Origin of the sequence: Mycobacterium innocens (assembly GCF_900566055.1) — a bacterium.
GTDB lineage: Bacteria > Actinomycetota > Actinomycetes > Mycobacteriales > Mycobacteriaceae > Mycobacterium > Mycobacterium innocens.
On sequence record NZ_UPHQ01000036.1, the window covers coordinates 33,641 to 60,289 of the forward strand.

At 66.9% G+C, this 26,649-nt stretch carries 24 protein-coding genes; 17 read left to right on the forward strand and 7 right to left on the reverse strand.

Annotation, left to right across the window (positions count from 1 at the left end; all coding sequences use genetic code 11):
- The first annotated feature begins 37 nt into the window (after window positions 1–37).
- The 7 genes from rpmJ (at window position 38) to truA (ending at window position 4,388) form a co-directional block, all read left to right on the forward strand.
- Window positions 38–151 (forward strand): 50S ribosomal protein L36, encoded by a 114-nt coding sequence (gene rpmJ, locus EET03_RS04360; RefSeq protein ID WP_003879483.1) that lies wholly within the window; start codon window positions 38–40, stop codon window positions 149–151.
- A gap of 186 nt (window positions 152–337) precedes the next feature.
- Complete coding sequence (gene rpsM, locus EET03_RS04365; RefSeq protein ID WP_036390976.1) at window positions 338–712, forward strand: 30S ribosomal protein S13; 375 nt, start codon at window positions 338–340, stop codon at window positions 710–712.
- A 3-nt stretch (window positions 713–715) separates the two neighbouring features.
- Entirely contained in the window at window positions 716–1,144 is a 429-nt protein-coding gene (rpsK, locus tag EET03_RS04370) for a 30S ribosomal protein S11 (protein ID WP_023371066.1), read from the forward strand.
- Window positions 1,145–1,153: 9 nt separating this feature from the next.
- On the forward strand, window positions 1,154–1,759 hold the full coding sequence (rpsD, locus tag EET03_RS04375) for a 30S ribosomal protein S4 (RefSeq protein ID WP_063469983.1): 606 nt from the start codon (window positions 1,154–1,156) through the stop codon (window positions 1,757–1,759).
- Window positions 1,760–1,851: 92 nt separating this feature from the next.
- On the forward strand, window positions 1,852–2,895 hold the full coding sequence (locus EET03_RS04380; protein ID WP_075542264.1) for a DNA-directed RNA polymerase subunit alpha: 1,044 nt from the start codon (window positions 1,852–1,854) through the stop codon (window positions 2,893–2,895).
- Window positions 2,896–2,926: 31 nt separating this feature from the next.
- Window positions 2,927–3,550 (forward strand): 50S ribosomal protein L17, encoded by a 624-nt coding sequence (rplQ, locus tag EET03_RS04385; protein ID WP_099193973.1) that lies wholly within the window; start codon window positions 2,927–2,929, stop codon window positions 3,548–3,550.
- Window positions 3,501–4,388, forward strand: coding sequence for a tRNA pseudouridine(38-40) synthase TruA (gene truA / locus EET03_RS04390; protein WP_081254831.1), 888 nt, complete (start codon window positions 3,501–3,503; stop codon window positions 4,386–4,388). Before rplQ ends, truA begins: the two co-directional genes overlap by 50 nt.
- On the opposite strand, the gene EET03_RS04395 is transcribed toward truA, so the two are convergent.
- From EET03_RS04395 to EET03_RS04415, 5 genes are all read right to left on the reverse strand, one after another.
- A complete protein-coding gene (locus EET03_RS04395) occupies window positions 4,385–5,527 on the reverse strand; it encodes a PPE family protein (protein ID WP_075542266.1) in 1,143 nt (380 codons plus the stop codon). The two genes, truA and EET03_RS04395, sit on opposite strands and share 4 nt — an antisense overlap.
- Window positions 5,528–5,606: 79 nt before the next feature.
- Window positions 5,607–6,668, reverse strand: coding sequence for a PPE family protein (locus tag EET03_RS04400; protein WP_167470581.1), 1,062 nt, complete (start codon window positions 6,666–6,668; stop codon window positions 5,607–5,609).
- A gap of 209 nt (window positions 6,669–6,877) precedes the next feature.
- Window positions 6,878–8,536: a purine-cytosine permease family protein gene (locus tag EET03_RS04405; protein WP_075542268.1), complete on the reverse strand. Its 1,659-nt coding sequence runs from the start codon at window positions 8,534–8,536 to the stop codon at window positions 6,878–6,880.
- Between the two features lie 268 nt (window positions 8,537–8,804).
- Complete coding sequence (locus EET03_RS04410; RefSeq protein ID WP_075542269.1) at window positions 8,805–9,461, reverse strand: cutinase family protein; 657 nt, start codon at window positions 9,459–9,461, stop codon at window positions 8,805–8,807.
- Between the two features lie 40 nt (window positions 9,462–9,501).
- Complete coding sequence (locus tag EET03_RS04415; protein WP_208648991.1) at window positions 9,502–10,290, reverse strand: cutinase family protein; 789 nt, start codon at window positions 10,288–10,290, stop codon at window positions 9,502–9,504.
- Window positions 10,291–10,425: 135 nt separating this feature from the next.
- Between EET03_RS04415 and eccB the strand changes: the two genes are divergently transcribed.
- Window positions 10,426–11,826, forward strand: a complete 1,401-nt coding sequence (gene eccB, locus EET03_RS04420) for a type VII secretion protein EccB (protein WP_075542271.1) — start codon at window positions 10,426–10,428, stop codon at window positions 11,824–11,826.
- Here eccB and mycP read toward each other — a convergent pair.
- Together mycP and eccD are read right to left on the reverse strand one after the other, a co-directional pair.
- Window positions 11,788–13,086 (reverse strand): type VII secretion-associated serine protease mycosin, encoded by a 1,299-nt coding sequence (gene mycP / locus EET03_RS04425; RefSeq protein ID WP_099193974.1) that lies wholly within the window; start codon window positions 13,084–13,086, stop codon window positions 11,788–11,790. The genes eccB and mycP overlap by 39 nt on opposite strands.
- Complete coding sequence (gene eccD / locus EET03_RS04430; RefSeq protein WP_075542273.1) at window positions 13,083–14,453, reverse strand: type VII secretion integral membrane protein EccD; 1,371 nt, start codon at window positions 14,451–14,453, stop codon at window positions 13,083–13,085. The genes mycP and eccD overlap by 4 nt, the downstream gene beginning before the upstream one ends.
- Before the next feature lie 116 nt (window positions 14,454–14,569).
- Between eccD and eccCa the strand changes: the two genes are divergently transcribed.
- From eccCa to EET03_RS04480, 9 genes are all read left to right on the forward strand, one after another.
- Window positions 14,570–18,187 (forward strand): type VII secretion protein EccCa, encoded by a 3,618-nt coding sequence (gene eccCa, locus EET03_RS04435; protein ID WP_075542274.1) that lies wholly within the window; start codon window positions 14,570–14,572, stop codon window positions 18,185–18,187.
- Entirely contained in the window at window positions 18,184–19,473 is a 1,290-nt protein-coding gene (locus EET03_RS04440) for a type VII secretion-associated protein (protein ID WP_122508731.1), read from the forward strand. The genes eccCa and EET03_RS04440 overlap by 4 nt, the downstream gene beginning before the upstream one ends.
- Before the next feature lie 75 nt (window positions 19,474–19,548).
- The gene (locus EET03_RS04445; RefSeq protein ID WP_279637610.1) at window positions 19,549–19,863 is read left to right on the forward strand and encodes a WXG100 family type VII secretion target; all 315 of its coding nucleotides are present in this window, start codon (window positions 19,549–19,551) and stop codon (window positions 19,861–19,863) included.
- Between the two features lie 21 nt (window positions 19,864–19,884).
- Window positions 19,885–20,187: a WXG100 family type VII secretion target gene (locus EET03_RS04450; RefSeq protein ID WP_063469995.1), complete on the forward strand. Its 303-nt coding sequence runs from the start codon at window positions 19,885–19,887 to the stop codon at window positions 20,185–20,187.
- 2,319 nt (window positions 20,188–22,506) lie between these two features.
- Window positions 22,507–22,950 (forward strand): 50S ribosomal protein L13, encoded by a 444-nt coding sequence (gene rplM, locus EET03_RS04460; RefSeq protein WP_036398329.1) that lies wholly within the window; start codon window positions 22,507–22,509, stop codon window positions 22,948–22,950.
- Window positions 22,947–23,399 carry a 30S ribosomal protein S9 gene (gene rpsI / locus EET03_RS04465; RefSeq protein ID WP_063469996.1) on the forward strand — a complete coding sequence of 151 codons (453 nt, stop codon included), beginning with the start codon at window positions 22,947–22,949 and terminating at the stop codon, window positions 23,397–23,399. The genes rplM and rpsI overlap by 4 nt, the downstream gene beginning before the upstream one ends.
- Window positions 23,400–23,538: 139 nt before the next feature.
- Window positions 23,539–24,876 carry a phosphoglucosamine mutase gene (glmM, locus tag EET03_RS04470; protein WP_099194325.1) on the forward strand — a complete coding sequence of 446 codons (1,338 nt, stop codon included), beginning with the start codon at window positions 23,539–23,541 and terminating at the stop codon, window positions 24,874–24,876.
- A gap of 43 nt (window positions 24,877–24,919) precedes the next feature.
- Window positions 24,920–25,258, forward strand: a complete 339-nt coding sequence (locus EET03_RS04475) for a type VII secretion target (RefSeq protein ID WP_063470060.1) — start codon at window positions 24,920–24,922, stop codon at window positions 25,256–25,258.
- A gap of 2 nt (window positions 25,259–25,260) precedes the next feature.
- Window positions 25,261–26,649, forward strand: coding sequence for a hypothetical protein (locus EET03_RS04480; RefSeq protein WP_099193977.1), 1,389 nt, complete (start codon window positions 25,261–25,263; stop codon window positions 26,647–26,649).

Below are 26,649 nucleotides of genomic sequence, written 5' to 3' on the forward strand. Positions count from 1 at the left end.
TGAGACCAAAGACCCAGAGAACAGGACCGAGACTGCCGTGAAGGTGAACCCGAGCGTCAAGCCGATCTGTGACAAGTGCAGGGTGATCCGTCGACACGGGCGGGTCATGGTGATCTGCTCCGATCCGCGCCACAAGCAGCGGCAGGGTTAGTCAAGGCTTCCGCCGGACCCGGCCGAGCACATCAGACAACTGAATGCAGATCTCCCAGCACCAATGAGCGGCTGGCATCTATAGAGATGGGCCAGCTCATCCACGCCCGGACGGAGGCCGGGCCCCGCAAGTTTGGCGGGAACGGACTGGGACCACACCTCCGACGAGAAAGAGGAAACGCCACCTATGGCTCGATTAGTCGGCGTCGACCTGCCGCGCGACAAGCGGATGGAGGTCGCCCTGACCTACATCTACGGCATCGGCCGTACCCGCTCCAACGAAATTCTGGCCGCCACCGGCATCGACCGGGACCTGCGTACCAGGGATCTCACCGACGACCAGCTCACCCATCTGCGTGACTACATCGAAGCGAACCTGAAGGTCGAGGGTGACCTGCGCCGCGAGGTGCAGGCCGACATTCGCCGCAAGATCGAAATCGGCTGCTACCAGGGTCTGCGGCACCGCCGTGGACTGCCGGTGCGTGGCCAGCGGACCAAGACGAACGCGCGGACCCGTAAAGGTCCCAAGCGCACCATCGCAGGCAAGAAGAAGGCCAGGTAACCGATGCCACCAGCCAAGAAAACAGCAAGCGGCGCCGCCAAGAAGGGTCAAAAGGGACAGAAGACCCGGAGGCGGGAAAAGAAGAACGTCCCGCACGGCGCCGCCCATATCAAGAGCACCTTCAACAACACGATCGTGACGATCACCGACCCCCAGGGCAATGTCATCGCCTGGGCGTCGTCGGGTCACGTCGGGTTCAAGGGTTCCCGGAAGTCGACTCCGTTCGCCGCGCAGCTGGCCGCGGAGAACGCCGCGCGCAAGGCGCAGGAGCACGGCGTGCGCAAGGTCGACGTGTTCGTCAAGGGGCCGGGCTCGGGCCGTGAGACCGCGATCCGATCGCTGCAGGCCGCCGGCCTGGAGGTCGGCGCGATCTCCGATGTCACCCCCCAGCCGCACAACGGCGTCCGCCCACCCAAGCGCAGAAGGGTCTAGCAGACAACCATGGCTCGTTACACCGGACCCATCACCCGCAAATCACGCCGGCTGCGCACCGACCTCGTCGGCGGCGACCAGGCCTTCGAGAAGCGTCCCTACCCGCCCGGCCAGCACGGCCGCGCCCGGATCAAGGAAAGCGAATACCTGCTGCAGCTGCAGGAAAAGCAGAAAGCCCGCTTTACCTACGGTGTGATGGAAAAACAGTTCCGCCGCTACTACGCGGAGGCCGTGCGCCAACCCGGCAAGACCGGCGAGGAGCTGCTGAGGATCTTGGAGAGCCGGCTGGACAACGTCGTGTACCGCGCCGGCCTGGCGCGCACCCGCCGGATGGCCCGCCAGCTGGTCAGCCACGGGCACTTCAGCGTCAACGGCGTGCACGTCAACGTGCCCAGCTACCGGGTGTCGCAGTACGACATCATCGACGTGCGGGACTCGTCGCTGAACACGGTGCCGTTCCAGATCGCCCGGGAGACCGCGGGTGACCGGCCGATCCCGAGCTGGCTGCAGGTGGTGGGGGAACGGCAACGCATCCTGATCCACCAACTGCCCGAACGCGCCCAGATCGATGTCCCCCTGACCGAGCAGCTGATCGTCGAGTTCTACTCGAAGTAACCGCACCCTCGGGGGGGTCGACAGAGAACCGGCCCCCAAGTACCCCCGACGGCATCAAATAGCGGGTGCCGAGAAGGAGAAGAAGAAACACCATGCTGATCTCTCAGCGCCCCACCCTGTCGGAGGAAGTCCTCACCGACAACCGGTCCCAGTTCACCATCGAACCGCTGGAGCCCGGATTCGGCTATACCCTTGGCAATTCGCTGCGACGCACCCTGTTGTCATCGATCCCGGGTGCGGCCGTCACCAGCATTCGCATCGACGGCGTGCTGCACGAGTTCACCACGGTGCCCGGGGTCAAAGAAGACGTCACCGACATCATCCTGAACCTCAAGAGCCTGGTCGTGTCCTCCGAGGAGGACGAGCCGGTCACCATGTACCTGCGCAAGCAGGGTCCCGGTGAGGTCACCGCCGGCGACATCGTGCCTCCGGCCGGTGTCACGGTGCACAACCCCGGCATGCGCATCGCCACGTTGAACGACAAGGGCAAGCTGGAAGTGGAACTCGTCGTCGAGCGTGGCCGCGGCTACGTCCCGGCGGTCCAGAACCGGGCCTCTGGTGCCGAAATCGGCCGTATCCCAGTCGATTCCATCTACTCTCCGGTGCTCAAGGTCACCTACAAGGTGGAAGCCACCCGGGTCGAGCAGCGTACCGATTTCGACAAGCTGATCCTCGACGTGGAGACCAAGAGTTCGATCACTCCCCGCGACGCGCTAGCGTCCGCCGGCAAGACGCTGGTCGAGTTGTTCGGTCTGGCACGCGAGCTCAATGTCGAGGCCGAAGGCATCGAGATCGGGCCGTCGCCGGCCGAGGCCGACCACATCGCCTCGTTCGCGCTGCCCATAGATGACCTCGACCTGACTGTCCGCTCCTACAACTGCCTCAAGCGCGAGGGCGTACACACCGTCGGTGAATTGGTCTCGCGCACCGAGTCCGACCTGCTCGACATCCGCAACTTCGGTCAGAAGTCCATCGACGAAGTGAAGGTCAAGCTGCATCAGCTGGGTCTGTCGCTCAAGGACAGTCCGCCCACCTTCGACCCGTCGGAGGTCGCGGGCTACGACGTGGCCACCGGCACCTGGTCCACGGAGGGTGCCTACGACGACCAGGACTACGCCGAAACCGAACAGCTCTAATTTGCGTCCGATCTAGACAGGAGCGTCAGCAATGCCCAAGCCCACCAAGGGCCCACGCCTCGGCGGGTCATCGTCGCACCAGAAGGCGATCCTGGCCAACCTGGCCACGTCCCTGTTCGAGCACGGCCGGATCAAAACCACCGAGCCCAAGGCCCGGGCGTTGCGCCCGTACGCGGAGAAGCTGATCACCCACGCCAAGAAGGGCACGCTGCACAATCGGCGCGAGGTGCTCAAGAAAATCCGCGACAAGGATGTGGTGCACACCTTGTTCGCCGAGATCGGGCCGTTCTTCTCCGACCGCGATGGCGGCTACACCCGCATCATCAAGGTCGAGCCGCGTAAAGGCGACAACGCTCCGATGGCCGTGATCGAGCTGGTGCGGGAGAAGACGGTGACGTCCGAGGCGGATCGGGCACGGCGAGTGAAGGCGTCCAAGAAGGCTTCTCAGGATATAGCAGCACCAGTGGCAGCGGCGGCGGCGCCGCAGGCGGCGGTCGAGCCTGAGGCCGCCGTTGGTACGACCATCGAAGAGGCCGCTGAAGAGGCCGGTGACGAGGCCGGAGCGGCCGAGCCTGCCGGCGAGGCCGGCGAGGCCGACGAGGCCGGTGAGGACACCGAGGCCACCGAGGACGCCGAAGGGGCCACCGAGGATTAGTGCCGACGTCCGGCTGCGGCTCGACATCGCCTACGACGGAACCGACTTCGCGGGCTGGGCGACGCAGCCGGGGCAGCGTACGGTCGCCGGCGTGCTCGATGCGGCACTGACGACGATGTTTCGTACGCCGATACGGCTGTGCACCGCCGGACGGACCGATGCCGGAGTCCATGCCAGCGGACAAGTGGCCCATGCCGATGTGCCTGTCGACGCATTGCCGAACGCGTATTCGCGTTCGGTCCGCCCCGGCCAACCCGAATTCCGGCCCCTGCTGGGGCGGCTGGGCCGCTTCCTGCCCTCAGATGTCCGAGTTCTCGATATCGCCCGCGCCCCAGCGGATTTCGATGCCAGATTTTCCGCACTGCGTCGGCATTATGTCTACCGCCTGTCGACGGCGCCCTATGGGGTGGTGCCGCAGCTGGCGCGCTACGTCACCGCCTGGCCGCGGGATCTGGATGTGGAGGCGATGGCGGTCGCGTCGCGAGAGCTGTTGGGGTTACACGATTTCGCCGCCTTTTGCCGTCATCGAGACGGTGCCACCACCATCCGCGACTTGCAGCGGCTGGACTGGGCGCGCGACGGCGACCTGGTCACCGCGCATGTCACCGCCGACGCATTCTGCTGGTCCATGGTGCGGTCCCTCGTCGGGGCCGTGCTGGCCGTCGGCGAGCATCGGCGCAGCGCCGCCTGGTGTCGCGAATTGCTCACTGCGACTGGCCGTTCCAGTGACTTCGCGGCCGCGCCGGCGCACGGTTTGACGCTGGTACAGGTGGACTATCCGCCCGACGACCAGCTGGCGGCGCGGGCCTTGACCACCCGAGACCTGCGCTCGCGCTAGCCCGCCGACGGCGGGCGGGTCACCACGGTGGGGCGGAATCCGTATCGGGGACCGGCACCCGCCGACCCCCGGCTCGAACCGGCGATGGGCATGCCGCCGACCACGTTTCCGGATGACCCGACGTCCGCCGGTTCGATCACATCGTTGACGAACATCGACGTGCTGGTCGGGGTCGCCACCGGGCTGGCTCCGGCCCAGGTGGGTGGTACCGACAGTTTGCCGATGGTGCTGGCCTGGGCCAGACTCGCCGACACCGGCCCGCCTCCCACCAGTCCGGCCGCACCGGCCGCGGCCGCGGCAGCCTCCGGCGCGGCAGCCGCCGGGCCGATCAAACCCATCGTCTTTGCCGTCGACGCAAAGAAGCTGGCGATCCCGGCCCCGAAGAACGGCAACCCGGCGGTGTCATAGAGGAAGTTCGCAAACGGCGCCCACCACTCCAAGAACCGCTCGATCGGACCCGCTGTCGCTGAGACGGCAGAGGCCAACGGTGAGGCGAGGCCTTCCAGCACGCCGGGCAGCTCAGAAAGCAAGCTCGACAGGGTGCTCTGCGTGGCACCGGCCGCGGTGGCGACAGCACTGGTGACCGCTGCGGCCTGAGTGGCCGACGCGGCGGGACTGGTGGTCTGCGGCGGCGAAACGAACGGCGTTACCGCCGACGCGGTGGCCGAGGCAGCGGCGTAGGCGTACATGGCGGCGGCGTCTTGCGCCCACATCTGGCCGTATTGCGTCTCGGTGGCAGCGATCGCTGCGGTGTTCTGGCCGACGACGTTGGTCGAGATCAGCGTCGACAATTGAGCGCGGTTGGCCGCGATCTGCGGCGGCGGCACGACGGCGGCGAACGCGGTCTCATAGGCTGCGGCCGCCAAACGTGCTTTGCCGGCGGCTTGTTCAGCCGCCGCGGCGGTGGCACGCATCCATGCCACGTATGGCGCGACAGCAGCGGCCATTTTCACAGCCGAAGGGCCCACCCATCCTTCGCTGTGCAGTGCGGTGATCACCGTCTGGTATTCATTGGCGGCCGAGGTCAACTCGGCGGCCAATCCGCTCCACGCCGATGCGGCGGCCACCATTGGTGCCGACCCGGGCCCGGAATACAGACGAATGGAGTTGATCTCCGGCGGTAACGCCCCGAAATCCATCGTTATCAACACCTTACCTGGGTAGCTGCAACTGACATCTCTGTTCCTCCTCAATAGGGCAGTGGCTCAGGGGTTTCCGCTATCCGGCGGCCGGTGGGCGGGACATCACCGTCAGGCGTATCCCGTATCGGCGCCGGGCGAAGGTCGCGCCCCGTCGGTCGTTTTCCGTCGGCGTATTCGGGAATAGGCCCCGGGGCGCATTCGAACGGCCGACGGTGCTGACCGTGTGCGAAATCTCGGCGGCCCCGGCCTTTGCCGGATTCGGCGACGTTGCCCAACTGGGCGGCACCGACAGCGAGCCCAACCTGTCCGCCTGGCCGAGCACGGCGGACACCGGTCGGGCGGCGGCCAGCTGCGAGGGCGTCAAAGCCGACGCCGGCGCGGCTCCGCCGGCGATCGGCATTGTGGCGGAGGCGGATTCGGGAATGAGCTGCTGGGCGAACAAAGTGACCAGCTGAACGATCCCGGCCCCGAAATAGGTCAACCCCCAGGTGTTGATCAACGCGTTCCAGTCCTGTGTCGGGATGATGGGGAACCAGGGTCGCTTCAGCGCTGAAAGGCCTTGCTGGGCTGCGGCTTTGCCGACCGACAGGGCCTGCTCGGCCAGCCCGCCCGGGCTGCTGGTGTTTGGCGGGGCAGTAAAGGGCGTTAACACCGAAGCGGTTGCCGAGGAGCTGGCGTAGGCGTACATCGCGGTGGCGTCTTGGGCCCAGAACTCGGCGTATTCCGCCTCGGTGGCCGCGATCAAGGGCGTGTTCTGGCCGAAGAAGTTGGTGGCGACCAGCACCATCAACCGAACTCGGTTGGCGGCGATCAACGGTGGGGGCACCGTCATGGCGAAAGCGGTTTCGTAGGCGGCGGCGGCCGCCCGGGCTTGGATGCCCGCCTGCTCGGCACGTGCCGCCGTCGCGCATAACCAGGTCAGGTACGGGGTGACCGCGGCCAGCATGGCGGCCGATGCCGGACCCAACCACTGCAAGCTCGTCAATTCCGCGATGACGGTGCGGTAGCCACTGGCCGCCGCGCCGATATCTGCTGCCAGCGCGTCCCAGGCTCCCGCAGCGGCGATCAGCGGGCCCGAGCCCGGACCGATATACATGCGGCCGGAGTTGATTTCCGGCGGCAATGCGCCGAAGTCGATGAGCATTGGCACTGGTGGGACGGGCGCAACGCCGATGGTATCGCCCCCTGACGGGTGGATCTCAAGACCCATCGACCCTCCTGGACAGCGGTAAAGTCAGCTTGCTGCGACATCGCCGTCGTCAGGATCAGCGGGAATACCCGGTCACCACGCAATAGCAAACATATCCTACTGCAAATATACACTATAGAAATAAGTGTAACGGTTAACTACTGCACCGCCGCTCCCAGCACATGCTCGGCTCGCTTGTCGGTGGAGACGCACAACGAGCAGACGTGTGCGGTGTGTGCATGACAGGCCAGCATGTCGGGCCGCTCGAAATCATGACGGCAGACATGACAGTTCAGTTGCTCGGCCGAGGGGTTGCCGTGTTCGTCGTACATGGGCAGGTCGATGCCGTCGTGCCCGCGCCGAAGGTAGTACTTGCCGCGAGTGGCGATCGCCAGGACCGGTGGCATCACCACCGCGATAACGATTGCGACCAGCGGTGAATACGGCCGCAGCGTCTCGCCGAGGCCGCCGAAGAACGCGACGATCGAGAGCCCTGCAGCCAACAGCAATGAGCCGAAGCCGACCGGGTTGATGGCATACAACATGCCGCGGCGGAATTCCGGGGTCTTCGGCGACAGCCGCAGCAGGTATTTGTTGACGACGATGTCGGAAGCCACGGTCACCACCCATGCCATGCCGCAGTTGGCGTAGCACCCGAGGATCGCGTTGAGGAAGTCGAACATGTTGGCTTCCATCAGGATTAACGCGATTGCGAGATTGACGGCCAGGAACGCGATGCGGCCGGGGTAATGCTTGGTCACGCGGGTAAACGAATTGGTCCATGCCAGCGAGCCCGAATAGGCGTTGGTTACGTTGATCTTGACCTGACTGAGGACCACCAAGATCACGGCGAGCGTCAGCGCCAGCCAGCCCGGCATGGCATTGCGGTAAATCTGCATGAATTGGTGCACAGGAAGATTGGCGATCGCCGCGGCGCCGGCGATGTGGGAGATCAGATACACCGCCAGGAACAACCCGATGATTTGCTTGAGCGCACCGAAGACGACCCAGCCGGGCCCGGCCAGCAGCGTCCAGGTCCACCAGCTGCGGGAGTTTTCCGGCGTCCGTGGCGGCATGAAGCGCAGGTAGTCGATCTGTTCGGCGATCTGGGCGATCAGCGACAGGCATACGCCTGCTGCCAAGAGGGCGGAGCCGATGGTGACGCCGCCGCCACCGTCCTTGCCGGTGTAGGAGAAGAACTCTCCGATGGATTCCGGGTGGCTGACGACCAGGTAGCCGAACGGGGCCACCATCAGCAGCAGCCACAGCGGGGTGGTCCAAAGTTGTAGCTGTGAAAGGACTTTCATGCCGTACATCACCAGCGGGAAGATCAGCAGCGTCGAGCAGGCGTAACCCAGCCACAGTGGTACATGCAGGCCCAGATTGAGGCCTTGCGCCATGATCGAGCCCTCGAGCGCAAAGAAGATGAACGTGAAGGTGGCAAAGATCACGTTGGTGACCACCGACCCGTAGTAGCCGAAACCGCTACCGCGGGTGATCAGATCCAAATCGATGTTGTAGCGCGCCGCGTAGTAGGCCAGCGGCAGCCCGGTGGTGAAGACCACGACGGCGAAAATCCCTATGCCCCACAGCGCGTTCGCGGTACCCCAGGTGATGCCGACATTCGCGCCGATCGCGAAGTCGGCCAGGTAGGCGATTCCGCCGAGGGCCGAGATTCCCACCACCGCCGGCGACCACCGTCGGTAGCCGCGCGGGGCGAAGCGCAGTGTGTAATCTTCGAGCGTCTCCCCGGTGGCCGTGACGTGATCGAAGTCGCTTGGCGCCGTTGGCTTGACGTCCATATCGGTGCCCGACATCAACTCTCCTCAGCGCATTCGCCGGTCAATGGCAATCAGATTCCATGGTGTGCCCACGCACTTGCCTTCGTGGAAAGTGTGCAAGTGAACTCGTGCGTCTACGCGTTCGGTGAACGTCGTTGCGGTCCGGCGTGATCGTAACCCCGGGTTTCGACAGCGTGCCAGCTGAAAGCGCTCCGGCACAGCGATACCCAAGCGGTTGCTCAGTTGTCTCACAAGGTGCACCCGTACCGGCCTGGCGGTTGCGGTCGGTGACCCGGCCGCCGAGTCAGATCTTGCCCACGACGAAATTGGCTGCTTGGTTGGTCAGTCCCGGCACGTAGCCGGTGTGGGCCTTCCACTGGTTGCCATCGGAGCAGACGGGGTCGCCCTCGTTGCACAGGTTGAGGATTTTGCCCTCGAAATGCGGGCTCAGGGCGCTCATGAGCCCGCCCGCGCGGCCGGACGGGTTTCCGAAGAGGGTGACCGCGGCGACGTGATCTGCCGCTTCGGTCGGTAGTGGCTGAGTAAAGCCCAAGGCGGCCAGTGGAGCGGCGGTGACGATGTCGATGACCGCCGCGCCCTGGGAGTACCCGCCGAGCACCAGTTTGGTGTTCGGGCACGCGTTCGCCATCTGCTGCACATGGTCGCTGGCGTCGTTGGCACCGTCCGCGGCCGCCAGGAAGTCCTTATTGGCGGGGTAATTCACCCCGTATGCCCCGATGTTCCTGCCGGTCTGCTGGCGCAGTGAGGCGACCATGGCGTTGCCCACCCGGCCCAGGCCGGGCGGCTCGCCGGTTCCCCGGGCGAACACCACCTCGACGTCCGGGCAGGACGCGGAAGCCCTGGGTGGCAGTGGCCATGCAAGTGACAACGCGGCCGCCGCGAGTGCGGCGGCCGCCAGGCGGGTGATGAGTCTTGCTCTGCCCGTGGGGATAAGCCGCATGACGCGATCTTACGGGCTTATTGCACATGCGTTGATGGTGTCAGTGAACCTGCACCACCGACCCGGGCGCTCCCACCACCGATCCCGGCGACCCGGCCGGAGGTCCGGGCGCCTGCGGAGCCGGGCCGGGCGCCTGCGGGACCGGGCCGGGCAACTGCAATACAGGTGGCGTGGAGGCGGCCGCGAGCTTGGTCGCCACAAAGCTCGCCGCCTGGGTGGTATAGGTGGGGACGTAGCCGTCGGTGTGGTCGCCCCACTCGTTGCCCGGACCCGCATGACAGATCGGGTCGCCGGGATTGCACAGGTCGATCGCCTTGGAACCCAACAACGCACTCTGGGTCGCCAACGACCCGCCGGAGCGGTTGGCCACGTTGCCGAAGACGGCGACGGCCGCGATGTTGTCGGCGTATTCGGCGGGCAGCGGGCTGCCGAAACTGATGCCCGCCAACGGAACTCCCGCCACGATGTCGATCACGTCGGCGCCCTGGGAGTAACCGCCGAGAACCAGCTTGGTGTTCGGGCATGACGCGGCCATGGACTTGATGTGTGCGATGGCGTCGTTGGCGCCGTCACCGGTATGCAGTTGAAGGCGGCTGGCGGCATAGTTCACCGCGTACACGCCGATGTTCTTGCCGGTTTGCTGGCGCAGCGAGTCGACGAATGCTTCGCCGACCCGGCCGATGCCGGGCGGTTCGCTGGTACCGCGGGCGAAGATGACCTCCGCGTCCGGGCAGTCGGTGGCGGCGGCCGACGGGATCGCGGTCGGAACGGCGGACGGGGCGAGGACCATGCCGGCGGCCGCGGCGAAAGCGCCGGCCAGCAGGCCCATGGGGTGCGTGTTCACGCCGAAATTTTACCCGCTGCCGACCGCTACAAAACCTGCGACAAACTCCGGGCTGTGGATGAGTGACTGAAGAAGCTCCTGCTCAGGGCCTACTGTCTGGGCATGGACGGTGGGGAGTAAATGCCCGGCCAATCGAGCGCAGGGCGGCACGTCAATGCCTACCGCTTTCTGCTCCGACGCCTCGAGTGTGTGTTGCTGCATCGGGATGGTGATCGGGCACTGCGGGCACCCGCGCTGGCGTTGGCGGTCGGCTGCGTGCTGGCGACCGCCGCGGCGGCGGCCTGCGCGATGGGCGCCGTGGTGCAGCCGCAGCCGGGCCTCGGTGACGCGCACATCGTGATGGGCCGCGACACCGGGGCGCTGTACGTGCGAGTGGGCGATACCTGGCATCCGGTGCTGAACTTGGCCTCGGCACGGTTGATCGCGGCGTCGGACGTCAACCCCCGGCGGGTGCCTGAGGCCGACTTGCGTCACACCAAACGCGGCCCGCTGCTGGGCATTCCGGGCGCACCACAGCTGATCGGCCCGTCGCTGGCCGCCGCCGAGTCGAGGTGGACCGTCTGCGACACCGATCGGGGAGCGGCGACCACGGTGCTGGTCGGTCCTGTTGCCGAGACGTCGGTTCGCCGGCTGGCCGCTGAGCAGACGCTGTTGGTCACCGTCGGGTCCGGTGCACCGGCATATCTGCTGTACCACGGACGGCGGGCCGTGGTGGATCTTGCCGATTCCGCGGTGCTGCGGGCGCTGCGGCTGGAGGGCCGGGCTCCGCAGGTCGTCTCGCAGTCTTTGCTCAGCGCCGTGCCGGAGGTCCCACCGATCACGGCTCCGCCGATCAGCCACGCGGGCGAGCCGAGTACGGCCGGAGTGCCGGGATTTCCCGTCGGCGCTGTGCTGAGCCTCACACGCGACGAGAACGAGGAGTTCTACGTGGTGCTGAAAACCGGTGTCCAACGGATCGGCCGGGTCGCCGCGGACCTGCTGCGGTTCAGCGACTCGCAAGGCAACGTTCACGTCGTCGCCGTGGCACCCGATGCGATCCGCTCCGCTCCGATCGCAAACGTCCTGAAGCTGTCCACGTTCCCCGATGAGGTGGCAACGTCTGGTGACGACAGCGACACCACGGTGTGCGTGACGTGGCTGCCCGCGCAGTCAGGTCGACCCGACCTCGCGTTCCTGACCGGCAGCGGCCTGCCGTTGCCGGCTGCGGCAGCCCCGGTAACGCTGGCGCAAGCCGATGGCCGCGGGCCCGCACTGGACGCGGTCTACCTGCCGCCGGGTCGCAGCGCCTACGCGGCTGCGCGGAGCTTGTCCGGCGCGGACATCCGGACGGTTTGGCGCTACCTGGTCACCGACACGGGTGTGCGGTTCGCGATCCGTGACGACGAGGCTGCGCGTCACCTCGGGCTGTCGGCGCCGGTCCCGGCGCCGTGGCCGGTATTGGCGGCTCTGCCGCAGGGACCCGAACTCGGCAGGCAGCAGGCGTCAGTCGCCCATGACACCGTCTCGGCCGGACCGTCCTAGCCGAAGCCTGGTGGCTCCGAACGAGGCCAGAACCGCCACGAGCACCACCAGGCCGATGGCGGTCCCGCCCAGAGCCGCGTCACGGCTGCGGTGATCGGCAGGCACCGGCATCGTCGTGATCGGCGCGGCTGCAGCGTTGGGCTTGGCCGCGGGCACCGGCGGCGGGGAATCCGTGCTCAGCGCGGCCAGGGCGTCGATGGTGCCGTTGCCGACCTGGGGATTCCATCCGGCCGGTGGGTGATGGGCGGTCGAGGTGATCCGCTGCATCACCTGTCGGGCGGTCAACGCCGGAAATCGGGCGCGAATCAAGGCGGCCAGCCCGCTGACGACGGGTGCGGCAAAACTCGTGCCGGCCAGCGGCACCGAGCCATGTTGTCCGTCAAGGGCATTCACCACCCCGCCACCAACGGGGCTCAGCGAGGTCACGTCCTCGCCGGTGGCGGCGACGTCGACCCATGGCCCGGCAAGGGTGAACGACGACGGTGCACCGGCCGGGTTCACCGACCCGACGGTCAGTACGTAGTCGTCATACCAGGCCGGACTGACCGCGATCGTAACGGTGTCCCGGGATACGTCGGGCCGCTGGGCCGGACAGCGCGCGCCGCCGTCGGCGTTGCCGGCCGGGGCCACCACGACGGCATTCTTGACGTCGACCGCATACGCCAGTGCGGCGCCCAGAGCGCGGTCGTCGAGTAAGGGTGCGGCCGGGACGCAGGCCACCGACGAGATGTTGATCACCGACGCGCCGAGATCGGCTGCGGTGCGGACGGCTTGCGCCATCGTGTCGACGTCACCGACGCCGGTGCCGGAGCGGCCGGCGACCGGAGCGAATTTGGCGCTGGACTGCCGGATGCTGATCACGGTGACCTCGGGTGCTACCCCGCTGAACCCGTCTGCGCTGGAATCCGTTGTGGCGGCTATGATTCCGGCGACGAGGTGCGGCAGTCGTCGGTGCCGGGCTACGCCGGTGTCGATGACGGCGACCCGCTGGCCGGCCCCCCTGGTGAACTGCCAGAGCTGCGGCAGCTCGAGATCCGCGAGTTGTGCGGCGGCGCCGTCCCGACCGGGCACTGCCGTGGCCGCGGTGCAGACCTCGCGTTGCACGGTGGGTTGTGGCGGGGCCGGTGATGCCGCCGCGGGCAGCCACCTTTCGTCCACCCGCGGCGGCGACACCGCATGCGCCGACGGCGTTACGCACAACGGCGCCGTGGTCAGCGCTGCCACCAGCAGATGGGCGACCCGCACCGTCACGGTGTTCATATCAGGTCGAGGGCCCGAACGGCGCCGAAGACCCCGCATGTCCAGCAGACCAACGGCGCCACGGCGACCCAGGTCGCCAACTCCAGCGCCTCGACCCCTCGCCGGGCGACGGGCGAGAGCGACATCCCGGGAGCAACGAAGCCCAGAAACATCGCCGCGGCAGCCAGTATCGCGGTCAGCGCGGCGACCCAGACTCCGTGCCGCATCCAGTTCGCCGCAGCGATGAGGAACGCTATTGTGCCAGTGACGATTCCGCTGATGACGAGCACCAGCCATCGTGTCCGGTGGCGGTGTGCACGGGCGCGCAGCAGCAACAGCGCGGCGGTGGTGGCGGCCAGGGGGACGGCGCGCTGGGTGATCAGCGCGGCGACGATTGCCCCGATGGCGGCACAGCCGGAGAAGGTGGCCAGCAGGCTGGTCAGCCAGTAATCGGCCCGCATCGACTCGGTGGCCAGCACATCGGCTGGCGGCAGTTCGTCGGAGTCGTCGTGGTCGATCGCCGGTGGCAGCCGCGGCGACAAGCCCGCCAACGCAATGGACATCCGCCCGCACACTTCCAGCAGACCCAACGATGCCAGCGCGGCCCACGAACCGATGACATACACCGGCGCCGCGGTCATCACCCCTGCCAGCGCGGCGACCGCGATGACGGTCGCGCAGCCCCCTAAGGCGGTCAAAAGCCCTACGCCGCACCCGGTTACGCGAATCGCCAGCACCGCCACGACGGCCGCCGCCGTGGCGGCGAGCATGGCGTGCGGAATACCCGGGGCACCGGGCACCGCGAGCAGACCGGCAACCGCGACGAAGACCGTGGCGATCACGCTCAACGTGAGTGCGGCGATCGGGTCGCGGCGGATCCGCTGTGCAATGCCCGCAAGCAGCAGAGCGATCACGCCGGCCGCCGCCGCGCCACCCGCCGTCGCGCCATGTTGAGCACTGGCGCGCAACGCATCCCGGATCAGCACTCCGGACCCGGCACCGGTCACCACGCCGGCGGCCAGCGCACCGGTAAGCCGAGCTGTGCGCCGGCAAGGACGGTGAGCCGCGGAGCCCAGCATTGCCGACACCGCCGCGGCCAGGTCGTCGTGGCGTTGGGCGGGCGGCTCGGGAAGGGACCGGCTCAGCACCAGCACGGCACCATCCCGGATATCGCTTTCCGCCAGTGTCGTCGCCGATGCGAGTATGTCCCCGCCCGGCGTGCACAGGTGGTAGCCCGTCGCGGTGTCCCGCGGGATGCGATCGCCCAGGACGTCGATGATCGGCGGGATCAACGCCGCGACCGGAAGCGCTGCGGGCAGTGACAGGTCGACGACCGTGGCGCCGGCGTGAACCGCGACGCGGCGCAGTCCCGGATCGGCTACAGACAACGGAGCTCCCCTCAGGTTCGGTCCAGCGGGACCTTAACCGGATTCCGCCGGAGTCGTTTCCGGTTGTGCACAGGTGACTTGCGGCCAGTCGCGGCGCTACCTAGCGTCGTCGCACTATGACAGCCCAAGTGGCGGTCGCCGCACCACCGGAGGTGCCGCGATCCGCATCACCGGGTCTGCTGGTAAGCGTTGCGCCGCTTGCCATATCGGTGGTGATGCTCGGCATTACGGCAGCGGCCTTCCTTTCGGGATCGTCGGCAACCCGCAGCCCCGTGTTTCTGGCGTTCCCCGCGATGACGGTGGCGTCGCTGGCCGTCACCGCGGTAACCGGCCTCGGCCGCGGCCGCGATAGCGGCCTGGACGGCGAGCGCCTGGACTACCTCCGATACCTGACCGGCCTGCGCGCTATGGTCACCGAAATCGCCGTGGCACAGCATGGCTCACTGAATTGGACGCATCCCGAGCCCGACATGCTGTTCACCCTGGTCGGTGGACCGCGGATGTGGGAGCGCCGCCCGGCCGATGCCGACTTCTGCCGCGTGCGTGTCGGCCGTGGAACCCGGCCGCTGGCGACCCGCTTGGTGGCTCCGCAGCTGCCGGCCGGGCAGCGAGCCGATCCGGTCACCGTGACGGCGCTGCGTCGTTTTCTGCGCGCGCATTCGACGATTACCGATGCACCCGTCGCGCTGTCGTTGCTCGAGGCCGTCAGCATCGAGGGCGACGCGGCCCGGGTGCGTGGGCTGATCCGCGCGATGGTCTGTCAACTCGCGGTGCTGCACCCGCCGGATCAGGTAATGATCGCAGCGGTGGCCAGCGATCGGAATCGGGGACACTGGGACTGGCTGAAGTGGTTGCCGCACAACCAACATCAACGTTGTGTCGACGCGGTGGGCTCGGCTCGGATGGTGTATGCCACTTGGGCGGCTGCACACGCCTCGCTCAGCGGTGCGGCGCTGCCGACCGTGGTGATCGTCGACACCGACGAACCCGTCGGCGCTCACCTCGCCGGTGCGATTATCCTCGCGGTCGGCGGCTGCGGTGACGGTTCTTCCGTGGTGATCCGGCATGGCGGCGAGGCCGAGACGCCGGCGCGCGCGGACTGGATGGGGCCCGTCGACGCGCTGGTATGCGCTCGCCTGCTGGCGGCGTACCGGGCCAGCGATCGAGCCGACGGCAAGGCCGTCGGCTCAGAGTGGGCCAACCTGAACGGCATTGGTGAGGTCGATGCCTTCGACCCGGCCGCCTGGTGGCGCAACCAGAACGTCGGAGACCGGCTCCGCGCGCCGATCGGAACCGGGACCGACGGCACGCCCGTCGAACTGGACATCAAGGAACCCGCCGAAAACGGTATGGGGCCGCACGGCCTCTGTGTCGGCGCCACCGGGTCGGGAAAGTCGGAACTGTTGCGCACCGTCGCGCTGGGCATGATGGCGCGCAATTGCCCCGAGGTGCTCAATCTGCTGCTGATCGATTTCAAAGGCGGTGCGACGTTTCTCGACCTGGGACAGTCACCGCACGTGGCCGCGGTCATCACCAATCTGGCCGACGAGGCGCCGCTGGTCGCCCGGATGAAAGAGGCCCTGGCCGGCGAGATGAACCGTCGGCAACAGCTGCTGCGGACGGCCGGCAACTTTGTCAGCGTGGCCGCCTACGAGAATGCGCGCCGCGGCGGCGCTCGACTGGCCGGCCTGCCGACGCTCTTCATCATCGTCGACGAGTTCTCCGAGCTGCTGAGCCAGCACCCCGATTTCGCCGAGGTATTCGTCGCGATCGGCCGGCTCGGACGCTCGCTGGGGATGCATCTGTTGCTCGGCAGTCAGCGGCTCGACGAGGGCAGGCTGCGTGGGCTGGAAGCCCACCTGTCCTACCGGGTATGCCTGAAGACGTTGTCCCCCGGCGACTCACGGGCCGTCTTGGGAACACTCGACGCCTACGAGTTGCCCAATACTCCGGGCGCCGGGTGGCTGCGCACGGCCACCGGGGAGCTGACCCGGTTCCAGGCCGCGTTCGTTTCGGGACCGCTGCCGCCGCCCGCGGCTGCGGCTCGATCGGCCCTGCCGCCGGAGGTGCGGCTGTTCACATCGGAGCATGCCGGGGCGGTCACGGGTGCTGCCGAGGTGTGTGCCGAGCCGGCGCGCAGCGTGTTTCATGCGGTGTTAGACCGATTGGCCGGTCACGGTCCACCCGCACACCGAGTCTGGTTGCCGCCGCTGCAGGAGGCGCCGGCGCTGGATGCCCTATTGGCCGACGATGCGCGGCGCGAGCTGATGGTGCCGATCGCGGTCGTGGACCGGCCGTTTCACCAGTCCCGCTCGCCGCTGACTGTCGATTTGTCAGGGGCCGCAGGCCATGTCGCGGTCGTGGGGGCGACCCGGTCGGGCAAGTCGACCGCCTTGTGCACGTTGATCACCGCACTGGCGGCCACCCACGATGCGGGCCGGGTCCAGTTCTACTGCCTGGACTTCGGCGGTGGCGTCCTGGCCTCGATCCGCGGCCTGCCGCATGTGGGGGCGGTTGCCGGACGGTCGGAGCCGGAGTTGGTCTGGCGCACGGTCGCCGAGCTGGAGTCGGTGCTGCGGTCGCGGGAGTCATCGGCATGCGAGCAAGGCGGGAGCTGCGGCCGGCCCGCCGACGTGTTTCTGGTGGTCGACGGCTGGGCAACGGTGCGCCACGAATTCGGCGAACTGGAGGAGCCGATCACCGCGCTTGCGGCACAGGGCCTTTCGTTCGGGATTCACGTGATGGTGTCGGCGTCGCGATGGGCGGAGATCAGGCCGTCGCTCAAGGACCACATCGGCACCCGGATCGAGCTGCGACTCGGAGAGCCCGCCGAATCCGAAGTGGATCGCAGGCAGGCGCAGCAGGTGCCCCGTGACCGGCCGGGACGCGGACTTGCGCCCGACGGTTCGCAGATGATGGTCGCCCTGCCCGGGCCGAACGGAGTCGATCTGTGTCGCCACCGCGGTGACGCGGTAGCGCCGCCGATACCGTTGTTGCCCGCGCGGGTGGACTACGGCAGCGTCCTGCGCCTCGCAGCCGACCAGCATATCCTGCTCGGTCTCGAAGAGCGCGAACTGCAGCCCGCTGCAATCGATTTCGACCATCAATCCCATCTGGTGATTTTCGGCGACAACGAGTGCGGGAAGTCGGCCACGCTCCGCCTGCTGTGCCGGGAGATCGTCCGGGCCAGAACCCCTGCCCAGGCCCGACTCTTCATCGTCGACTACCGGCGCACCCTGCTCGGTGTTGTCGAGTCGGAACACCTCGGCGGCTATGCCATGTCGGCGCCGGCATTGGATGCAATGCTGCCGGGCGTGGTATCGCTGCTGCGGCAACGAATGCCGCCCACCGAGGTGAGCCAGGCGCAGTTGCGTACCAGGTCCTGGTGGGCCGGACCGGACATCTATCTGGTGGTCGACGACTACGACCTGGTCGCCACAACCGCGGGTAACCCACTGCTGGCCGCGCTCGAATACCTTCCGTATGCAACGGATCTCGGACTGCACCTGGTGATTGCGCGGCGCAGCGGCGGAGCCGCACGAGCCATGTTCGAGCCACTGCTGGCGGGTCTGCGTGACTTCGGCTGCACGGCGCTGATGATGAGCGGACGTCCGGAGGAGGGCGCGTTGTTCGGCACGAGCCGCCCGGGCCCGTTGCCCGCGGGCCGCGGTGTCCTGATCACCCGCACCGGTGACGAGCGACGGGTCCAGGTGGCGTGGAGTCCGCCGCCATGAGCACGCATCCCGTGGTGATCGAGGCCGGCCCCGGCGCCATCCGCCGACTGTGTTGCGGCGCAGGCGTTGTCGCCGACACCGAGGTGCCCGCGGCTGCCCTGGATGCGATCGACGACCCGGTGGCGCTGGTCGGTGAGCGGCCGGTCGCCGTCGCGGCACTGTGGTCGGCCACGTTGCGCAGACTGGCGCGCGACCACGGCGACGGCATGGTCGTCGTGCATCCGTCGTGGTGGCCGGTGGCGCGGGTAGGTGTGGTCACCAGGGCGGCCCGGGCGGTGGCCGCCGGTGAGATCGTGGTGCGGCCGCGGTCGTGGCTGCTCACCCGAGCCGCCGCTGACGCCGCCGCTGACGCCGCCGCTGACGCCGCCGCTGACGCCGCCGCTGACGCCGCCGCTGACGCCGCCGCAGATACCGTCGTGGATACCGTCGTGGTGGAGATCGCGGATCGCTTGGTCGCTGTCGTCGGCTCCGACGTGATGACCGCCGTGCCGCGCTTGGCGAAGGCTCGGGTGGTGGCCGACGAGGTCGCCGGGGTTGTCGCCGGCATGACCCGGGGCACCGGGGCCGCGGTGATCATCGACGTGCCGGGCACCGTCGCGGGAGCGGCTGCGCTCGCGACGGCGATCGCGGGTGCGCTGCGCGGCCGCCAAGCCGTCGCCGAGGTCGATGATGCTCGACTGTGGCAGCTGGCGAAGGACACGACGGAGAAGCCGACGGGGTCCTCGGGTGGGTCCCCGGGTGTGGGGCGTGGAGCCCGCGCCGGCTGGTTCGCGGGGCTAGCGGCCGCCGGCGTCGCCCTGACGGTGCTGGTGGTAGCCGCAACGGCGCGTCACGGGGCGACGGCGGTGGCGGTGGCGCCGACGACGTTTCTGGTGGAGGGCCGCGTCGCGCTCACTGTCCCCGTCGGCTGGCCCACGCAGCGGGTGATCGGCGGGCCGGGTTCGGCTCGAGTGCAGCTCACGTCGCCGACAGATCCCGAGGTGGCGTTGCACATCACCCAGTCGCAGGTGCCCGGGGAAACGCTGACGCAGACCGTCGAACGGTTGCGACGGGCCGTCGACGCCGAACCAGCCGGTGTGTTCGTCGACTTCAACCCGTCCGGCGCCAGCGCCGGCCGGTCCGCGGTGACCTACCGCGAGCTGCGCGCCGGACATGACGTGTGGTGGACGGTGTTGCTCGACGGCGGGGTCCGGATCAGCATCGGATGCCAGAGCAGACCCGGTGCGCAGGACGCCGTCCGCGACGTCTGTGAACGTGCCGTGCGGTCGGCGCATGCGGTCGGCTGAGCCGGGGCAATTTGAACGGAACCGAATCGCGTCGCCCGTAGTCGTATCTGGTGTGAACAACTGGAGAGGAAACAGGTGAGCCCGAACGCACTGAATGCCGATTTCGACCTGATGCGGTCGGTCGCGGCCACGACGGACGCGCGCAACGAGGAAATCCGGGCGATGCTGCAGGCGTTCATCGGCCGGATGAGCGGCGTGCCGGCGTCGACGTGGGGCGGGATGGCGGCCGCGCGATTCAAAGACGTGGTGGATCGCTGGAACGCCGAGTCGACGAGGCTGTACCACGTGCTGCATGCGATCGCCGAAACCATCCGGAATAACGAAGCCATGCTGCATGAGGCCGGTCAAAACCATGCCCACCATATCGCCGCCGCCGGCGGAACTCTGTGATCGAGAGGACCAGCATCCGATATGACCACCGACCCCGCCTTGTCGTACAACTTCGACGCCATCGAATACAGCGTTCGTCAGGAGATCCACACCACCTCGGCGCGTTTCAACGCCGCGCTCGAGGAACTGAGATCCCACATCGCGCCGCTGCAGCAACTCTGGACTCGGGAAGCGGCGGCGGCATACCAACTCGAGCAACTCAGGTGGCATCAGGCGGCCAGCGCACTCAACGAGATCCTGGTCGGCTTGGGAAATGCCGTCCGCGACGGCGCCGAGGAGGTGGCGCACGCCGACCGCCGGGCAGCCGGTAGTTGGGGGCGCTAGGGGTAGTTGGGGGCGCTAGGCGACGCCTGAAGCTCTGTGCGGTCCCGGCGGAGGAGAGCCATCGGGACCGCACAGTAATGTAGGGAGCGCACGGCAACAGCGTCATTGTAGGTGCCTCGCTAGTTTGTGCGCCGCAAATGCCTTCGGCGCATTAAATTTGGATGTCCACTACCTACACAGCTTTACCCGATTTAGCAGCGCATTCGCCAACAAGCCGGTTTCGCTCAAGTAAATATCATGGGTTAATGGTGTAGCGCATCGCTCGCGATCAAGTAGGCATCGCAAAGCACTTCACCGTAGCCATACTTCGAGCATGGTTGACGCACAGCTTTGCCATTCCACGCAGCGGCAGCCGAATGTATTGCTGATTCCACGCTATAGCTGCCAACAACGGATCGAGCAAGGGTTTGGTAAGCAAAATCGATTGCAGCTTCCAGATTCCATGGGCCGTCTGCGATTTGCAACGGTCCGCGGGTTATCGGTCTTCTAATACACCTAGGCACGAGAGTAGAAACTATCCACTCGATAGCACGTATTACACTTGGGCGTTGATGCATCTCAATCAGCAATATAGCGGCAAGTAATGCGGGAACGTCTACTACTGATCGTTCTGACGATGGAGCGCATCGCTGATCGACCAGTATTAACCGTTTACGGTATGTCCGCGAGTGGGATAGGTGCTGAAGTTGCCACCGTAGCGGCTCGTCAATCATCTTGTTGTTTTGTGTGGCGGACCACCGCTGGGACGGCGTCGATGACGCCGCCATAAGTTGCGCTGCAGTGGGACGCGAAAGGCGGTCGCAGCGAGGGCCAGGACCACCCAGAAGGCCGATCCCGATAGCGATTCTCGTAGGAATTTGCCCGCGGGTTGACCAGTAATTGCTTGGATTAGAGACAACAGGTTCGCGCCAAACATACCGAAAGCAACGATACTGACTATGTACAGAGTCCATACAAGGATCACCTGGCAGTCGGATTTCCGCGCGTATACAGGCAATGGGTGGCCGAAGGCCGGCCAGATTAGTAGGCAACCCGAAATCAAAAAAACGGCTGCGATATCGGATAATCGGTAACGACAGAGGTGCAATATCACGCCTGAAGACACAACGTAGACGGCTCTCCGGGCAAATGAATTGAGTATTTCTTTGTCGTTCCATCGATAACCAGATCCGAAATCATTGAATACGACATCTATTATAGCAAAATACGGGCCAAAGAATCTGTTGTCGACCTTTATGGCCGCGGCAATAAATGTCGCAGGGATGATAATGAATGGCCAAGAAAGGTGTTGGGGATCGAAAGACCACGAAATAAAGTTGCCAAGGCTAATAAACGCCATACTGCTCCTGCTGAAGCATCTTGGTCGTTGGGCCGTAGTTGGTGCGTGCCTGTATACAGAGTACGACATATCCCACTACCACGCGTTGGAGTGCTCTTACTGGGAGTACCATCGTGACTTGCTTACGAGGCCGACTAGGCGGGGTGTTGAGGTATTGGATGGACCATCCATATGAGCGACGTGACGCCTCGCCGGGGGTCTCGGCCCGGCAGATCGGTGTCGTAGTCCTTCAACCGGATAGCCACGGTGTCGTTGCTGTAGAGACCCAGTCCGGGTCGATAAGCTGTCTTGTCCAACGCGATTGGGTTGCATGCGAGACGCCGCTAACGAACTGGCCTCTCCATGACGACGGGACGCCGTACCACAGTGTGGTCGGTTACGCGGATGGCTCGGTCGCGTGGGTGGACGGCCAGATGGGCGATGTGCCTAGAACTCGGCTCGATGACCGGGAGCACCGGGCATTAGGCTGGACCATAGTTGCTGTCGAGGACGGGGTGCGGTTCATCAACGACGAAACGGGACACGGAATATGCGTCACGACGAGGCGCGCGCACGGATTCTGATCTCAACCCGGTTTCTCACGAGAGTTGGCTTTCACTCCCGTCGACCGTATGTCCCATCTCCCAACAGCCAACTCGCAACAGTCAATCTGTCCTAGTTCTTGAGCCGTCTGTGGAAGCCATCACAACCCATTCGGATTGCTCGGCGGACTGTGGCGTTCCTGCTCGGCATGAATCGTATGAATCTTTTTATCCTTGACAGAGCCAACTGCGGCGATCATGACATGCGGGAATCATCACCTGCGGCGATTTTGACCTGCGGGGATGACCGTCGGTAAGCTGCTTCGTTGGCGTGCGGTACGCCGGGGCCTCGGGTCAATGTCGGTCGCCGAGAACAAGCCCCCTTGGACCCACCAGGTCCAACCTGACCGGCGCCCGGGTCGCACCGGGATCCGCCCGAGAGAAAAGAAGGTAAGCGCTGTGCCTACATACGCGCCCAAGGCGGGTGACACCACGAGGTCGTGGTACGTCATCGACGCCACGGACGTGGTGCTTGGCCGCCTTGCCGTCGCAGCGGCCAACCTGCTGCGCGGCAAGCACAAGCCGACGTTCGCGCCCAATGTCGACGGTGGCGACTTCGTCATCATCGTCAACGCCGACAAGGTCGCCATCAGCGGCGACAAACTGCGCCACAAAATGGCTTACCGCCACTCGGGATATCCCGGCGGCCTGCGCAAGCGCACCATCGGCGAGCTGATGCAAAAACACCCGGATCGTGTGGTGGAAAAGGCGATCGTCGGGATGCTGCCCAAGAACAAGCTGAGCCGTCAGATCCAGCGCAAGCTGCGCGTCTACGCCGGGCCGGAGCATCCCCACACCGCGCAGCAGCCGGTTCCGTTCGAGATCAAGCAGGTGGCGCAGTGACCGAAATCAGCGAGGCTCCCGCCGTCGAGAGCCAGCCAGTCCCGCACGAATCGTTCGTGTTCGAACGGCCCATCCAGACAGTGGGGCGCCGTAAGGAAGCCGTGGTACGGGTGCGTCTGGTGCCAGGCACCGGCAAGTTCGACCTCAACGGCCGCACCCTGGAAGACTACTTCCCCAACAAGGTGCACCAGCAGCTCATCAAGGCTCCGCTGGTCACGGTCGACCGGGTGGAAAGCTACGACATCTTCGCCCACCTCAACGGCGGCGGCCCGTCGGGCCAAGCGGGGGCGTTGCGCCTGGGCATAGCCCGCGCGCTGATCCTGGCCAACCCGGAGGACCGGCCCCCGCTGAAGAAGGCCGGGTTCCTCACCCGCGACCCGCGTGCCACCGAGCGCAAGAAGTACGGGCTGAAGAAGGCCCGCAAGGCGCCTCAGTACAGCAAGCGCTGATCGAACATCACTTTCTGGCCGCAACCGTGCCTTTTATGCATCGTGTGCGGCGTGTCGGCGCACCCGCGGGCACGGTTTCGGCGAGAAAGAAATGGGCACCTTATGGGTGCAAGACGTCAACTGTGAGAGGTTTGTCCGCATGGGTCGACTATTTGGCACCGACGGTGTGCGCGGGGTCGCCAACCGCGAGCTGACCGCAGAGTTGGCCCTGGCGCTGGGCGCCGCCGCGGCGCGGCACCTGGCGAGTTCGGGTGGACCGGGCCGGCGGGTTGCCGTGGTCGGCCGTGATCCGCGGGCCAGCGGCGAAATGCTGGAGGCCGCCGTGATCGCCGGGCTGACCAGCCAAGGTGTGGACGCGCTGCGGGTCGGGGTGCTTCCGACACCGGCGGTGGCCTACCTGACCGGCGCCTACGACGCCGACTTCGGGGTGATGATCTCGGCGTCGCACAACCCGATGCCCGACAACGGCATCAAGATCTTCGGCGCCGGCGGCCAGAAACTCGACGACGACACCGAGGACCAGATCGAGAACCTGGTCGCCGACGGTCCCGGGTTGCGTCCGGTTGGCGCGGGAATCGGCCGTGTCATCGACGCCGAGGATGCGGCGGAACGTTACCTGCGTCAGGTGAGCAAGGCCAGCACCACCCCGCTTGACGGTCTCACGGTGGTCGTCGATTGTGCCCACGGCGCCGCGTCGGCGGTGGCGGCGCGCGCGTATCGCGCCGCCGGGGCCACAGTCATCGCGATCAATGCCGAGCCCAACGGAGTCAACATCAACGACGCCTGCGGATCGACGGACCTGGATTGTTTGCGGGCGGCCGTCATTGCGCATCGTGCCGACCTGGGTCTGGCGCACGACGGAGATGCCGACCGCTGCCTGGCGGTCGACGCCAACGGTGACCTCGTCGACGGCGACGCCATCATGGTGGTGCTGGCACTGGCCATGCAGGAAGCGGGCGAATTGACCGCCGACACGCTGGTGACCACAGTGATGAGCAACCTCGGCCTGCATCTGGCCATGCGCGCCGCCGGCGTCACCGTACGCACCACCGCAGTCGGTGACCGTTACGTCCTCGAGGAATTGCGCGCCGGCGACTACAGCCTGGGCGGTGAGCAATCCGGCCATATCGTGATGCCGGCGCTGGGATCGACCGGAGACGGCATCGTCACCGGGCTACGGCTGATGACCCGCATGGTGCAGACCGGCTCGTCGCTCGCCTCCCTGGCATCGGCAATGCAGACGTTGCCCCAGGTACTGATCAACGTCGAGGTTGCCGACAAGGTCACCGCCGCCGCGGCGCCGTCGGTCCAGACGGCCGTCGACCGGGCTGCCGCAGAGCTGGGGGACACTGGCCGAATCCTGTTGCGTCCCTCTGGAACTGAGCCGATGATTCGCGTCATGGTGGAGGCGGCCGACGAGGACGTCGCACGGCGGTTGGCGGCCAGCGTCGCCGATGCGGTCAGCGCCGCGCGCTGAATTTCGGTGGAACCCGGGCGCCGTATCCGGCGTCGAACCAAGCATGAGACTCGATCATGGAAAAAACTACGCCGGCAGCGCTATTGAAGCCGGCAGCGCTATTGACGTGACGGCGGTGCTTGCGGTCGCCGACAAGATCGGCTCCGCAGCCGAGCTTGTCGACGACGCAGCAGTAAACCTTTTGTCCCGATTGACTTTTGGCGGTGCAAGCGCCGGCTGGGCGCACTCGCAGCACGGTGAGGCGTTGCGTGCGGGCCTGGACCGGCTGGCCGCCGAGTTGTCGCAATGGTCTCGTGCTGCCGCCGAGATCGCCGTCGCGCTGCGGGCCGGCGCCCAGCGCTATGCCGATGCCGATCTGTTCGCCGCCGGCCGGATCGCTTGATCGTGGCCGATCGGCTAGACGTCGCCGAACGCCTCGCGGAAGGCCGGCCCGCGGTCGAGCGAACCGAGACCTACCTACTGGCCTGCCAGCGGCTTGGTTACCACCACCCGGACCTGACATCACGTCCCGCCCAGATCAGCGACTGGTACGACAGCGAAGAGGGACTCGACCTGCACGCGCTGGACTCCGACTGCGCGCAGCTGCGGGCTGCGGGTACGGCGATCAGCGAAGCGCTGCGGGTACAGCGTGCGCAGGTGCTCGAGCTGGCGGCCGCATGGGCGGGACCGGGAGCCGACGCCGCCGTGCGCTTTCTGCAGCGGCATTGCGAGGGCGCAACCACGCTGGCCACCGAGGTGCGCGCGGCCGCGCAGCGCTGCGAGTCACTGCGCGACAACCTGTGGCAGCTGATCGACGCCAAGGTGGCGACGGCCATCGCCATCGACGATCGCACTCTCGTACAGCGGCCGCTGTGGTCGGCCGCGGCCGGTACGGTGCTGGCCGGAGCGGGAGACTGGTCTGGTGCCGAGGAAGTGCTTCGCGGCCAGGTAATGCCATACGTAGACGACGATATTCGCGGCGACTGGCTGACTGCGATGCGTTCGACTCTGGCCGGGGTGACGGCGTCCTACGACATGGTCACTGACCGGTTGGCCGCCGCGCCTCGGGTGTGCTTCGAGATTGCCGGGGACTTCGGCCCCGGCTGGCGCCCCGGCCGGTCCGCATGGCCGACCGCGCCGAAAGCGGCAGCTATACCCGCCGCGGGCGTGCTGGACACCGTGCCGTCGGACCCGGCGCCGGCTCTGACTGCGGTTACGCCGGCGACCCCCGCAGTCCCGACCACCGCGCCGACGCCGTCGGGACTGGGAGCCGCGATGGGCGATGGTGCGGCGGCTCCGCTCGGCGGTTCGGGTGGACTCGGGGGAACCGGCGGGCTGGGTGAACTCGCCGGCCGGATTGTCGACGCGATGGCGGACCTGCTGGGGGCGACGACCGGACCGCTTGCGGACCCCTTGGTTTCGGAGAGTCCGGCCGTGCCCGACGATCCCATGGATGGCGACGAGGCCGACGATGCGGTACCCGACGACGCGGGCAAGGTAGCCGACGCCAACGAGGCCGGCGGAGCCGACGCGCCGGCGTCTGGCACGGGGACCGACGGCGCCGCGGCGGCAAGGCCCCCGGTCGCGCGACTACCGTCCGGCGCCGAACCGCCGGCCATCGGTACGGCCCCGGACGCTGAACCGCGGGCTGCCGGGCCGCCGGTGACTGAACCGCCGGGCGGCGGACCACCGCCTGCGTCGGCTCCGGTGAACGGGTCGCCACCGCAGCCGGCCACGAATGGGTCGACCCCCTGCGAGATCGCCGCGGACGAGCTTCCGAAGGCCGGGCAGTGA